The organism is Xanthomonas sp. DAR 34887, from assembly GCF_041245805.1.
GTDB lineage: Bacteria > Pseudomonadota > Gammaproteobacteria > Xanthomonadales > Xanthomonadaceae > Xanthomonas_A > Xanthomonas_A tesorieronis.
In genome coordinates this window covers 1,973,134-1,986,303 of the sequence record NZ_CP162490.1, presented here as the reverse complement: position 1 = coordinate 1,986,303, position 13,170 = coordinate 1,973,134, and the positions used below count along the sequence as shown (strand labels likewise).

The 13,170-nt window shown below is 70.9% G+C and carries 11 protein-coding genes; 3 read left to right on the top strand and 8 right to left on the bottom strand.

The window, feature by feature from the left end; genetic code table 11:
* Positions 1–7 precede the first annotated feature (7 nt).
* Together AB3X08_RS08390 and AB3X08_RS08385 are read right to left on the bottom strand one after the other, a co-directional pair.
* On the bottom strand, positions 8–1,492 hold the full coding sequence (locus tag AB3X08_RS08390) for an efflux transporter outer membrane subunit (RefSeq protein WP_369937565.1): 1,485 nt from the start codon (positions 1,490–1,492) through the stop codon (positions 8–10).
* Between the two features lie 8 nt (positions 1,493–1,500).
* On the bottom strand, positions 1,501–1,968 hold the full coding sequence (locus AB3X08_RS08385; protein WP_369937564.1) for a MarR family winged helix-turn-helix transcriptional regulator: 468 nt from the start codon (positions 1,966–1,968) through the stop codon (positions 1,501–1,503).
* A gap of 141 nt (positions 1,969–2,109) precedes the next feature.
* On the opposite strand from AB3X08_RS08385, the gene AB3X08_RS08380 reads away from it, so the two are divergent.
* Positions 2,110–2,994, top strand: a complete 885-nt coding sequence (locus AB3X08_RS08380; protein WP_369937563.1) for a helix-turn-helix domain-containing protein — start codon at positions 2,110–2,112, stop codon at positions 2,992–2,994.
* Between the two features lie 57 nt (positions 2,995–3,051).
* On the top strand, positions 3,052–5,295 hold the full coding sequence (gene parC, locus AB3X08_RS08375; protein WP_369937562.1) for a DNA topoisomerase IV subunit A: 2,244 nt from the start codon (positions 3,052–3,054) through the stop codon (positions 5,293–5,295).
* 60 nt (positions 5,296–5,355) lie between these two features.
* On the opposite strand, the gene AB3X08_RS08370 is transcribed toward parC, so the two are convergent.
* Positions 5,356–6,243 (bottom strand): helix-turn-helix transcriptional regulator, encoded by an 888-nt coding sequence (locus AB3X08_RS08370; RefSeq protein ID WP_369937561.1) that lies wholly within the window; start codon positions 6,241–6,243, stop codon positions 5,356–5,358.
* 97 nt (positions 6,244–6,340) lie between these two features.
* Here AB3X08_RS08370 and AB3X08_RS08365 point away from each other — a divergent pair, with 97 nt between their 5' ends.
* Positions 6,341–7,237, top strand: coding sequence for an SDR family oxidoreductase (locus AB3X08_RS08365; RefSeq protein WP_369937559.1), 897 nt, complete (start codon positions 6,341–6,343; stop codon positions 7,235–7,237).
* 197 nt (positions 7,238–7,434) lie between these two features.
* Here the strand turns inward: AB3X08_RS08365 and AB3X08_RS08360 are convergent, their stop codons facing one another.
* From AB3X08_RS08360 to AB3X08_RS08340, 5 genes are all read right to left on the bottom strand, one after another.
* Positions 7,435–8,106: a TetR/AcrR family transcriptional regulator gene (locus tag AB3X08_RS08360; protein ID WP_369937556.1), complete on the bottom strand. Its 672-nt coding sequence runs from the start codon at positions 8,104–8,106 to the stop codon at positions 7,435–7,437.
* A 166-nt stretch (positions 8,107–8,272) separates the two neighbouring features.
* Positions 8,273–9,715, bottom strand: coding sequence for an aldehyde dehydrogenase family protein (locus AB3X08_RS08355; RefSeq protein WP_369937554.1), 1,443 nt, complete (start codon positions 9,713–9,715; stop codon positions 8,273–8,275).
* A gap of 122 nt (positions 9,716–9,837) precedes the next feature.
* The gene (locus AB3X08_RS08350) at positions 9,838–10,989 is read right to left on the bottom strand and encodes an MFS transporter (RefSeq protein WP_369938484.1); all 1,152 of its coding nucleotides are present in this window, start codon (positions 10,987–10,989) and stop codon (positions 9,838–9,840) included.
* 84 nt (positions 10,990–11,073) lie between these two features.
* Positions 11,074–11,712 carry a hypothetical protein gene (locus AB3X08_RS08345; RefSeq protein ID WP_369937552.1) on the bottom strand — a complete coding sequence of 213 codons (639 nt, stop codon included), beginning with the start codon at positions 11,710–11,712 and terminating at the stop codon, positions 11,074–11,076.
* A 3-nt stretch (positions 11,713–11,715) separates the two neighbouring features.
* Positions 11,716–13,164, bottom strand: a complete 1,449-nt coding sequence (locus AB3X08_RS08340; protein ID WP_369937551.1) for an aspartate aminotransferase family protein — start codon at positions 13,162–13,164, stop codon at positions 11,716–11,718.
* Positions 13,165–13,170: the final 6 nt, after the last annotated feature.

Genomic DNA, 13,170 nt, shown 5'->3' with positions numbered 1-13,170 from the left:
AGCGGTCTCAGGAATGCGTGGAAGCGGAAGAGGTCAGCGGCGCGTCGGCGGCGGAGGTGGCTTCGTAGCCGCCGCCCAGCGCCTGATTCAGGCGCACCGAGACCAGGATCTGGTTGGACTGCAGCGAAGCCAGGCGCTGCTGCGCCTCGAGCAACTGCTGCTGCACGCTCAGCACGTCCAGGTAGTTGCCGATGCCGGCCCGGTAGCGCTGCTGCGCCAAGTCGAAGGCGGCCTGCGCGGTGCTCACCGCCTGCGCCTGCTGCTGCGCCTGCTGCGCCAGCGAACGCGCCGCGCTGACCTGGTCGGCGACCTCGCGCAGCGCCGCCACCAGCGCCTGGTTGTACGTGGCCACCGCCAGGTCGTATTGCGCATCGCGCTCGGCCAGCTGACTGCGCAGGCGGCCGCTGTCGAACAGCGGCAGGCTCACGCTCGGCGCGAACACGCCGAGCAGCGCGTCGCTTTTGAACAGGTCGGCGGGATTGGTCGCGGCGACACCGCCGAGCGCGAGCAGGTTGATGCTCGGATAGAACTGCGCCTTGGCCGCGCCGATGCTCTGCGACGACGCCTCGACCCGCCAGCGCGCGGCGACCACGTCCGGACGCCGCCCGAGCAGGTCGCTGGGCAGCACCGACGGCAGTTGCACCGCCACCGGATCGAGCGGACGCGGGCGTTCGATCTCCAGCCCGCGGTCCGGGCCGCGGCCGAGCAGCGCCGCCAGCGCGGTGCGCGCCTCGTCGATCTGCTGTTGCGCCGCCTGCTGCTGCTGGCGCGCGGCCGGCACCCGCGCCTCGGCCTGGCGCAGCTGCAGGTTGCTGTCGATGCCGGCGCCGACGCGCTGCCGCACCAGCTTCAGGCTGTTCTCCGAACGCGCCAGCTCCTCGCCGGCCAGGTCGTACAGGCGCCAGGCGTAGCCGAGCTGCGCATAGGCGCGGGCCACGCCGGCCGACAGGTCCAGGCGCGCGGCCTGCGCATCGACCTGCGCCGCATGCGCCTGATCCACCGCCGCTTCCCAGGCCGCGCGCTTGCCGCCCCACAGGTCGAAGCCGTAGCTGAAATCCAGCACCGCCTGCTCGTTGTGGATGTACTTGCCGCCGATCTCGTCGCCGGCCAGGCCCTTGGGCAGCTCCAGCCCGGTATAGCCGGCCGACAGCGACAGCTTGGCGCCGCGGTCGGCATTGGCCGCGCCGGCCTGCGCCTGCGCCAGGCGCAGCCGCGCGTCGGCCGCCTCCAGGTTCGGCGTGCCCTGCAGCGCCTCGGCGATCAGTGCGTCGAGCTGCGGGTCGCCCAGCGCCTTCCACCAGTCCTGCTGCGGCCAGGCGGCCGGCGCCAGCTGGTCGGCGGCCAGGGTCTTGCCGGCCTGCAGTTGCTGGTCGGCATCGAGCCGGCGGCCCTGCGGTTCCAGGCCACGGCTGCTGGCGCAGGCGGCCAGCGCCAGGGTGAGTGCCGCGGCCGCGAACGGACGCAGGCGATGGGACGAAGCGGAAAGGTTCATGAGCGGATTCACGGCGAATTGAGGGAGTCGCGGACGCGGGTCAACAAGGAGGTGAGCTGTTCGCGCTCATCGGCGGAAAGGTCGCGCAGGGCGCTGGCGATGGCGTCGTCGCCGCGCTGCTTGAGCTGTTGCCATAACGCGCGGCCTTCGTCGGTCAGCACGATCTGCAGCGCGCGGCGGTCCTGCGCATGCGCCTCGCGGCGCACCCAGCCCAGGTCCTGGAACTTGTCCAGCAGGCGGGTGACCGCGCTGGGGTTCTGGTCGATGGCCTGGGCCAGTTCGTTGGCGGTGCAAGGCGCCATGTACGAAAGCGCCTTTATCCCGATGTAGTGGGTGAAGCCCAAGCCGGGTTCGAGTTCTGCCATTGCAGCATCCAGGCGCCGCATCAGGCCGTCGCGCACCTGCCGCAGCAACAGGCCGAACGACGGTGGCCCCGGCAGCGAGAGGGGACCAGGAGGGGAAGGAGGGCACTTCATGGGTGCCAATTATTTTCATTTAGAAATATATGTCAAGAAAATATCCCCGAAGAAAGTAGATGCTGCGTTGCAACAGGAGAACGCTGGCGGCGAGCGCACTGTAGCGGCGCGTGTGCATGGCTCGGTATTACAATCCAGACAATGGATATCGAAATCGCGCCAACCGCGGCTGCACCCGGCTCGCCCGCCGCCGCCCCCGGCAGCGCCCTGGACCCGCGCGCCATGGAGTGGTTCGAGCGCGCCGACGGCCCACCCGCCCTGGCGTTCGTGGCGCATTCGCCGGTCTCGCTGCGGCGCGAGGTGGATTGGCACCGCCACGTCCGCGGCCAGTTGATCTATGTCGAGGACGGTGTGCTGGGCACCTGCACCGCGCATGGCCAGTGGTCGCTGCCGCCGGGCTGCGCCGGCTGGATGCCGCCGCAAGAACTGCATACGGTGCAGGTGTCCGGCCGGGTGCGCAGCTATCTGGTGCTGATCCGCCCCGACGTCTGCGCCGACCTGCCGCCGCGGACCTGCGTGATCGGCATGAACGGCCTGTTCCGTGAGGTGCTGCGGCGGATGACCCAATGGGGCGTGCCGCCGGCGCTGGATGCGGAACAGCAGCGCCTGTGCGCGGTGCTGCTGGACGAGGTGCGCAACGCCCCGATCGAGCACCTGCATCTGCCGATGCCGCGCGACCGGCGCCTGTTGCGCATCGCCACCCAGTTGCTGGAAACCCCCGGCGACGACCGCTCGCTGGCGCAATGGGCGCACTGGGCTGGACTGTCGCCGCGCAGCCTGAGCCGGCACTTCCGCGACGAGACCGGGTTCGGCTTCGCCGGCTGGCGCCAGCAGGCGCGGCTGGCCGAGGCGTTGCGCCGGCTCAGCGACGGCGCCAGCGTCGCCGACACCGCCTTCCGGCTGGGCTACAGCAGCCCCAGCGCCTTCGTCACCGCCTTCCGCGGCCGCTTCGGCCATCCTCCGGCCCGCTATCTGGCCCACGCCGGCAGCACGCGCGGCTTGGCATCGCCGGCCGCATCCGGATAATCGACCGGCTGACCTGCGGCGCCCGCCGCCGCGTTCCCCTATAGGTATTTCCTGCGCATGACCGATCTCGCCCGCCCCGCCTTCCATGGTTTCGAACAGCTGCCGCTGCGCGAATACGCCGAACGCGCCTACCTCGACTACTCCATGTACGTGGTGCTGGACCGCGCCCTGCCGTTCCTCGGCGACGGCCTCAAACCGGTGCAGCGGCGCATCATCTACGCGATGAGCGAGCTGGGCCTGAACGCCACCGCCAAGCCGAAGAAGTCCGCGCGCACCGTCGGCGACGTGATCGGCAAGTACCACCCGCATGGCGACAGCGCCTGCTACGAGGCGCTGGTGCTGATGGCGCAGCCGTTCTCCTACCGCTATCCGCTGATCGAGGGCCAGGGCAACTTCGGTTCCACCGACGATCCGAAGTCGTTCGCGGCGATGCGCTACACCGAATCCAAGCTGACCCCGATCGCCGAAGTGCTGCTCGGCGAACTCGGCCAGGGCACCGTGGACTGGTCGCCGAACTTCGACGGCACCCTGGACGAGCCGACCTGGATGCCGGCGCGGCTGCCGCACCTGCTGCTCAACGGCACCACCGGCATCGCCGTGGGCATGGCCACCGACGTGCCGCCGCACAACCTCAACGAGATCGTCAGCGCGTTGATCCGCCTGCTCGACGATCCCGACGCCAGCGTCGCCGACCTGTGCGAGCACGTGCGCGGTCCGGACTACCCGACCACCGCCGAGATCATCACCCCCGCCGCCGACCTGCGCGCGATCTACGAGACCGGCCACGGCAGCGTGCGCGCCCGCGCCACCTACCAGAAGGAAAACGCCAACATCGTGGTGACCGCGCTGCCCTACCAGGTGTCGCCGTCGAAGGTGATCGAGCAGATCGCGCAGCAGATGCGCGCCAAGAAGCTGCCGTGGCTGGAAGACATCCGCGACGAGTCCGATCACGCCAACCCGGTGCGGGTGGTGCTGGTGCCGCGCTCCAACCGGGTCGATGCCGAGCAGCTGATGGGCCACCTGTTCGCCACCACCGACCTGGAGCGCAGCTACCGGGTCAACCTCAACGTGATCGGCCTGGATGGCCGCCCGCAGGTCAAGAACCTCAAGACCCTGCTGGAAGAATGGCTGCGCTTCCGCAGCGACACCGTGGTGCGCCGGCTCAATCATCGCCTGGACAAGGTCGAGCGCCGCCTGCACCTGTTGGAAGGTTTGCTGGTCGCGTTCCTCAACCTGGACGAAGTGATCCGCATCATCCGCAGCGAGGACGAGCCCAAGCCGGCGCTGATCGCACGCTTCGGGCTGAGCGAGGAACAGGCCGACTACATCCTGGAAACCCGCCTGCGCCAGCTGGCGCGGCTGGAGGAGATGAAGATCCGCGGCGAGCAGGATGCGCTGGCCAAGGAGCGCGAACAGCTGCAGGCGGTGCTGGCCAGCAAGACCAAGCTGAAGAAGATGATCAAGGACGAGCTGGTCGCCGACGCCAAGAAGTTCGGCGACGCGCGGCGCTCGCCGCTGGTGCAGCGCGGCGCGGCGCAGGCGATCGACGAGACCGAGCTGGTGCCGAGCGAGCCGATGACCATCGTGATGTCGGAGAAGGGCTGGATCCGCGCCGCCAAGGGCCACGACGTGGACCCGGCCGGCCTGTCCTACCGCGACGGCGACAGCCTGCTGGCCGCGGTGCGCGGGCGCAGCACGCAGCAGGTGGCGTTCCTGGATTCGGAAGGCCGCGCCTACTCCACGCTGGTGCATTCGCTGCCCTCGGCGCGCGGCAACGGCGAACCGCTGACCGGGCGTTTCTCGCCGGCCTCCGGCGCGTCGTTCCAGGCCATGGCCAGCGGCGAGAACGACAGCCGGCTGGTGCTGGCGTCCTCGCACGGCTACGGCTTCGTCACCCGCTTCGAGAACCTGACCAGCCGCAACAAGGCCGGCAAGGCGATGCTCAACCTGACCCCGAACGCGAAGGTGCTGCCGCCGGCCGCGGTCGGCAACGCCGGGACCGACCGCATCGTCGCGGTGACCAGCGCCGGCCACCTGCTGGCGTTCCCGATCGCCGACCTGCCCGAGCTGGACAAGGGCAAGGGCAACAAGATCATCGACATCCCCAAGGCCAAGCTCGGCACCGAGCGGGTGGTGGCGATCGCCGCGGTCGCGCCGGGCAACACGCTGCTGGTGAAGAGCGGGCAGCGCACCATGTCGCTGTCGTTCAAGGACCTGGACGCCTACCTGGGCGCGCGTGCCAGCCGTGGCGGGCTGTTGCCGCGCGGCTGGCAGAAGGTCGACGATCTGGCGGTGGAGTAAGCGCTTCTCGCCGGCAATGGGCCTGAGGACCGGCGCGCCAGGGCGCGCGCCGCGTCCTCTTTATCGCCCCGGCTGTTCCGCCGGCTCCATCGCCGCGTCCATGCGCGCGGCCTGGGCCACGCCATGTGCGGCCACGAGCTGGCGAATCCGCGCGGCCACGCCGGCATCGACGGGCGTGTAGACGATCATGCCCAGATCGGGCCGCCCGTCCACCGCGAAGGCCGAGTATTCGAGCTCGATCGCGCCGAGCAGCGGATGCTTGAGATGCTTCACGCCACCGCCCTCGCCGTGACTCAACACCTCGTTGTCGTGCCACAGCGCCTCGAACTCGGTGCTGAGCCTGCACAGCTCGGCCACCAGGTTTCCAGCTTCCGACGCGAGCCCCGCACGCACGACGTCGGCACGAAACGCGCCCACCACGAAGCGTGCCACCCTCGCCCAATCGTGCTGCTTGGCACGCGCAGCGGGATTGCCGAACAGGAAGCGCAGAATGTTGCGCTCGCCATCGGGCAGCTGGCCGTAGTCGGTCAACACCACCGCCGCCGCGCGATTCCAGGCCACCACGTCCCAGGTCGGCGTCTTGACGATGGCCGGGCTCGGCTCCAGCGCATCGAGCACGCGCTGCAGCCGCGGGGTGACGCCCGCCGCCGAGCGATAGCGGACCTCGGGCGGCCGCCCCAGCCCGACCATGAACAGGTGTTCGCGTTCGGCGTCGGTCAGCAGCAGCGCGCCGGCGATCCGCTCCAGCACCTCCGCCGACGGCGCACCGCCGCGCCCCTGTTCGAGCCAGGTGTACCAGGTCGGGCTGATGTTGGCGCGCTGCGCGACTTCCTCGCGGCGCAACCCCGGCGTGCGCCGGCGGCCGGAGAAGCCGAAGCTGGCGGGATCGAGCCGGGTGCGACGGCTGCGCAGGAAGTCGCCCAGGGAACGGGCCGGATCGGAACTCATGGCAAGCCTGGTAGTCGCTTTACTACGATGAGGTCACTACTTTAACGGGATAAGCGAATGCCGGAGAGTCGCTCGCACTGACCCAAGGGAGTTGACGATGCGTATCTTTCTGACGGGCGCGACCGGTTTCATTGGCTCGGCCCTGGTTCCCGAACTGATCCAGGCCGGCCATCGCGTGCTCGGCATGACGCGCTCGGAGGCCGGCGCGCAGGCGCTGCGCGCGGCCGGCGCCGAGGTCCACCATGGCACGCTCGAGGATCCGGACAGCCTGGCGCGGGGCGCGGCCCAGGCCGATGCCGTGATCCACGCGGCCTTCGACCACGATTTCAGCAACTTCGCCGCCAATTGCGAGAAGGACAAGCGCGCGATCGCGGCGCTCGGCGCGGCGCTGAAGGGTTCCGAGCGTCCGCTGCTGATCACCTCGGGCACCGGCATGGGCAGCGGCGAACACGGCGCGCCGGCCAGCGAGGACGTGTTCAACGCCACGCACCCGAATCCGCGCATTGGCTCCGAGCAGGCAGGCAACGCGCTGCTCGAGGCCGGCGTCAACGTCTCGGTGATGCGGCTGCCGCAGATCCACAACCCGTATCGGCAAGGACTGATCACGCCGCTCGCGGCGATCGCGCGCGACAAGGGCGTGGTCGCCTATGTCGGCGACGGCAGCAACCGCTGGGCGGCCGGCCATCTGTCCGATGCGGTGCGACTCTATCGTCTGGCGATCGAGAAGGCGCAGCCGGGCGCGCGCTATCACGCGGTCGGCGAGGAGGGCGTGCGCAGCCGCGAGATCGCCGAGGCGCTCGGGCGCGGGCTGAAGCTGCCGGTGGTCTCGATCGCGCCGGACGAGGCGGCCGCGCATTTCGGCTGGATGGCGATGTTCATGCAATTCGACATGCCGGCCTCCAGCGCGCTAACGCAGGCCAGGCTCGGCTGGACGCCGACCGGCCCCACGCTGATCGCCGATCTCGACGAAGGCAAGTTCGCTGCCGCGCCCTGATCGCGCTTGGGGCGGCCGCGCGTGCCTTGCGCACGCCGCGCCTTGTCCGCTGCCGCTGCCGCTGCGCATGTTGCCCGCCGCAAGCGGCCGCTTGGCGACGCCGCGTTCGCACCGTCATTGGTCGTCGCGCCTGCGCTCCCGTTTTTCAGGCGCGCGTGCGCCACGCAGCGGCCCCACAGCCGGGCCGCAGCCCCGCCTTATTCGGCCAACGCCCCAGCGCGCAGTTGCTCGACATGGCTGGCGATCATCGCCGCCACCGTGTCGGCCACGGCGCGGGCGCTGAGCCGGGTGTCGAACAGCAGCTCCACGGTGGCGTAGATCAGGTCGACGGCGATGCGGCTGACCAGCCGCAACTGGCGCGGGTCGGCCTCGGGAAACGCCTCGCTGAGGAAGCGCACCTGGCCCTTGGTGACCTGCGCATGCGAGTCCAGGCGTACCTGCTGCAACGCCGGCACCGCACGCAACGCGCGCAGCACCCACACTCCGCCCTCGGTCGCCTTGGTGACGCGGTAGGTCTCCAGCACCAGCCCCGCGAGCGCGCGCTGCAGGTCCTCGCGCGTGCCACTCATCGCCTGCGGCGTGATCCATTTCGGAATGAGCTGGTTCTGGCGCTGCATCAATCGCCGGCCCAGTTCCGACAGCAGCGCGTACTTGTTGGGGAAATAGCGGTACAGCGCCGGCGGCGTCAGTCCGGCGCGCGCGCACACCAGGTTGGTCGACAACCGTTCCACCCCGACATCGCCGAGCAGTTGCGCGGTGACCGAGAGGATCTGTTCGTAGGTTTCGGTGGCGCGATGCTGGGCCGGCACCTTGTTCCCGGTCAGACGCGGGCGGTGCGGTGCGGCGGGACGCGACGTGTCGGCGGGCATGGGATCTCGATGGTGGTGAAGGCAGCGGACGCCGCGGTAGCGGCATTACGCCGGCCTGACGACATGCGTCGCCAAGGTAATGGTTGCGCGGACTGCGCCGCAACGTCGCTGCATGCGCCGACATCGCATCTTACCGCGCCCGCAAATGACGCACCGGCCGCAACATTCAGCGCCACGCCAGCCAGCGGCTGAGACCGGTCGCCAGCCGCTGCTGCAAGGCGGAGTACGGCGGAAAGAACGCCTTGACGATCGGCAGGCGCCCGCCCTGCAGCAGCGCGCGTTCGTGCGAGAACGTGCGAAAGCCGTGCACGCCGTGCGCGCTGCCGAACCCCGAGGCGCCGACGCCACCGAACGGCAGGCCGCTGTGCACGAACTGCTGCAGGCAGTGGTTGACCACCGCGCTGCCGGAGCTGGTGCGCGCCAGCACCTGCGCGATGCGGGCACGGTCGCGGCTCCACAGATACAGCGCCAGCGGTTTGGGCGCGGCGTCGAGCCGCTCGAGAACTTCCTCCAGGCGCTCGAATTCGATCACCGGCAACACCGGGCCGAAGATTTCCTCCTGCGCGATGCGCGCCTGCGGCGGCACCTGCGCGAGCAAGGTCGGCGCCACATAGCGTCGCGCCGCATCGTGCTCGCCGCCGGCCAGCAGCTGCGCGCCGCCGGCACGGGCCTCGTCGATCAGCGCGGCCACGCGCGCGGCATGCGCCGGGTGGATCATCCGCGCCAGATGCGGGCTGGCGGCGATGGCCTGCGCGTCGGCGCCGTAACGCCGGGCGAGCAGCGTGCGGCACCGATCGAGCAAGGACGCGCGCACCTCGCGATGCACGAACAAGGTATCCGGCGCGATGCAGGTCTGCCCGGCGTTGACCAGCTTGGCCCAGACGATCACCTCGGCGGCACGGCGCAGGTCGGCGCTGCGGTCGACGATCACCGGCGACTTGCCGCCCAGTTCCAGCGTCACCGGCGCCAACTGCTGCGCCGCGGCCGCCATCACCTGCCGGCCCACGGCCGCCGATCCGGTGAAGAACACATGGTCGAACGGACACGCCAGCAACGCCTGCGCGGTCGCCGCCCCGCCCTGCACCAGGGCCACCTCGTTCGGCGCGAACGCCGCTTCCAGCACAACCTGCAGTACCGCGTTGACCTGCGGGGTGAACTCGGAGGGCTTGATCAGCGCGGTATTGCCGGCGGCCAGCGCCGACACCAGCGGACCCAGCACGGTGGCCACCGGATAGTTCCAGGGCCCGACGATCAGGCAGCGGCCCTTGGGCTGGTACGCGATGCGCGCGCGCGTGCCCAACGCCAGCAGGGTCGGCGCGACGTTGCGCGGACGCATCCAGCGCGGCAGCTGCGCGATGGCGGTGGCGATCTCGTCCACCACCGGCAACAGCTCGGTCAGTTCCACTTCCAGTGCGGGCTTGGCGAAATCGTCAGCGAAGGCGGCGATCAGCGCCGGCCGCCGCGCCAGCAAGGCCGCACGCAGTGCGCGCAGGCGCTCGCGGCGCGCGTTGGCCGAGGACGTCCGCCAGGTCAGCGCCGTGGCCTGCTGCGCGGCGAACAAGGCGGCGATGGTCGCCGGCGCGGTGTCCTGCACAGGCTCAGGCGACATCGCACGCCTCCCTGTCGTCGGACATCGGCCACCAGCCTGCGCATGGCAGTGCCCTGCCCTGCGCCACGCACGGCATGCCGACTCGCGTCGCGGCGGCGACCTGTGCCGTCGATCGATCGCCATCAACCCGCATGCGTGCCGGCCCGCAAGACCGCCGGGCGGCGTTGCCGCAGGCCGATCCACAGCGCCAGCAGCGCCGCGGCCAGCGCGAAGCCGAGCCCGACCAGCGGTACCGGCGCCGGGTCGTCGGCGTGCAGCAGCAGCGACGCCAGCAGCGGCCCGCAGGCGGAGCCGATCAACTGCGCGGCCGGAATCAGCACCGCCACCCGGCCCTGCGCATCGGCGCGCAAGGCCAGGCCGACATGGAACGGCATCAGGAACATCCAGGCGAAGCCGAACACCACGCACACCGCCGCGAACCCCAGCGCAGCGCCGCCGGGAACCCGATACATCGCCGCGGCCACCAGGCACAGCGCAAGGCCGCCCAGCGCCAGCGTCGCGGTCACCGGCAAGCGCCGCACCCAGTAGATCGCCGCCAGCCCGCCGACGATCTGCATGCCCAGCACCCACGAGGTCTGCAGCTGCGCCGCATGCGCGTCCAGTCCGGCACGCAGCGCCAGCGGCTCCAGATACGCCCACAGGGCACCGATCGCCGACATCTGCAGGAACGCCACCAGCAACGGCGCCAGCGTGGCCGCCGACCAGCGCAACCGCGCCGTCGCGGTCGCCGCGGACGCGACGCTGGCCGCGGACGCCAGCGCCGCCGGTGCCGGCAAGGCCGCGGCCAGTCCCGCCGCCAGCAGGCTGGTCGCGGCCATGGCGACGAAACCGCCCTTCCAGCCGGCCGAGGGCAGCACCCACAGCGCCAGGGTCGCCGCCAGCGCGATCTGCGCCAGCGCCTGCACCACCATGAACACCGCGGTGATGCGGTCCGGCGCGGCCGCACGCACGATGCTGACGGTGGCGACCCAAAGCAACAGGCCTTCGGCCAGGCCGGCGGCGGCGCGCAGCGCGACGAAGGCGACATCGCCCTGCGCCTGCACCGTGGCCAGATTCAGCAGCGCGGCGAGCAGCGCCGCCAGCACCGCGGTGGCGCGCTGCCAGGCCACCGGCAACAGCGCGTCGGCCACCGCCACGCCGACGCCCAGCGCGACAATCTCGCCCATCGCCACCACCCCCACGCCGGGCAGCGTGATCAGGCGTTGCTCGACCAGCGCGCCGAGCACGATCGGTTGCACGCCGAGGATCAGCAAGGCGATCGCGCCGATCGACAGCGCGGCAGCGAGCGGACGCGCCGCCCGCGTGGCCGCTGGCGGGAGGGACGACGGGGATGGCGTGGCGGTCATCGCAGTGGCTCCTCAATACCCGTTAGCTTCGGCCGGCAGCTGGCCGGCGGCGAAGGCCGCGGCGGCACGCGTCTGGTCCTTGCGCAAGCGCCCGTTGGCGATGCGCCGGACCCACCATGGCAGTTCCCGCACCCGTCCGCCGGTGGCCGCGGCCAGCACGTAGGCCTTGGCGCATTTCTCGAACAGTTCCACGTTCAGCGCCAGCCGCTGCGCGCTGGTCCCCAGGCACAGCGGGCGCCCGCCCAGCAGCAGCGCGTTGCCGATCTGCGGCGGTGCGCCCGCCAACGCGGCCGCGGCGGCCAGCGGCGCCGGCATCGGCCCGATGTGCCGGGCCTGCTCGTCGAACACCTGCGGCAGCACGCCGCCGACATCGGCCAGGCGGTGACCGAACATCCCCGCCGACCAGGCGCTGGCGCCGGCATCGGGACGCCGCAGGTAGACCTGCGCGTGCACCTGCGCCGACGCCGGCAGCGCCGGGTCGCGCCAGTCCAACAACAGCGGCCGCTCTGTATCGAGCGCGCCGCAGTACATCGCCGTGCTGCCCGGACAGCGCAGCGCCAGCGCCGCCGCGTCGTCGCCGAGCAGACACTTGGCCACGAGCCGCTCGCGGGTGTGCAGCCAGAGCGTTTGGATGTGCGATGCGGCGGGCATGCGTTACACCAGCTTGAACACGTCGTCGAAGCGGTTCAACGCCTCGTCGACGACCGCATCGGTGTCGGCGCGACTGGTGTACAGGCGGCTGCCGGCCAGGGTGATCAGGCCATGCGCGGAATACGCCGCGCCCATTTCCTCCATCATGTGCTTGCGCCGCTTGGCCTCGTCGCGCACGCGCCACAGTTTGTACAGGTTGCCGGTGTCCAGCAGCAGCACGCCGGAGGTCTGCAGATGCACGATCGAGCCCATGTTGTAGACCACGTACGGCAGGCCGAGGCGGCGGATGATCGCCTCCAGGCCCTGCCGCAGGCGATCGCCGGCGCGGCCGGCCTGGCCGGCGGCGTCGCTGCGCTGCGCCTCCAGCAAGGCGTGGTAGCCGGCCACGCAGGACAGCGGATTGGCCGACAGCGTGCCGCCGACGAAGGCCCGACGCGCGGTGGTGCCGATGCCGCCGACCAGGCTCATCATCACCTCGCGGCGGCCGCCGATGGCCCCGGCCATCGGATAGCCGCCGGCCAGGCATTTGCCGAGCACGGTGATGTCCGGCATCACCCCGAAATAGCCTTGCGCGCCGCCCGGGCCGAGCCGGAAGCCGGTGACCACCTCGTCGAAGATCAGCAGCGCGCCGAACTCGTCGCACAGCGTGCGCACCTGCCGGTTGTAGTCGTGATGCACCGGCCGCGTGCCGCTCTCCGGCCCCAGCGGTTCCAGCAGCACCGCCGCGGTGCCGCCGCGCAGGCGATTGAACTGCAGCTTGCGGCGCAATGCATCCAGATCGTTGGGATGACATTCCTGGGTATGGGCGGTGGCACCGCGCGGGATGCCGATCGCCTCCATGCGCCCGGTACCCGGCAGGCGCATGCCGTACACCAGCTGGTCGCTCCAGCCGTGGTAGGCGCCGCCGATCTTGATGATCCACTTCTTGCGCGTGTGGGTGCGGGCCAGGCGCACCGCGCCCATCACCGCCTCGGTGCCGGAGCCGAGCAGCCGCAGCATCTCCACCGCCGGCATGCTGGCGCAGACCAGTTCGGCCAGCCTGACCTCGTATTCGTGCAGCAGGCCGGTGACCGGACCGCACTGGTCGAGCACCGCCTGCACGTGTTCGCGCAGTTCCGGCGGATTGGAGCCGAGCAGGGTCGGGCCGCCGGCCTGCAGGAAATCGAGGTAACGGTTGCCGTCCACGTCGGTCAGGTGCGCGCCCTCGGCGCTGCGCATGGCCAGCGGGAACGGATGGTTGAACGCCAGGTTGTGCTGCACGCCGCCGGGGATCACCTGCTTGGCCGCCTCGCCCAGGCGCTTGGAGCCCTGGCAGCGCTCGTCGAAATAGCGCATCACCTTGGCCATGCCGGCGGCGCCGATCGGCCGCATCGGCTGGTTCACCAGTGCATGGAAGCGTGCGTACAGCTGGTCCACATCGGGCCATTGCGAAATGGCGGAAGTCTGGCTCATGGTCGG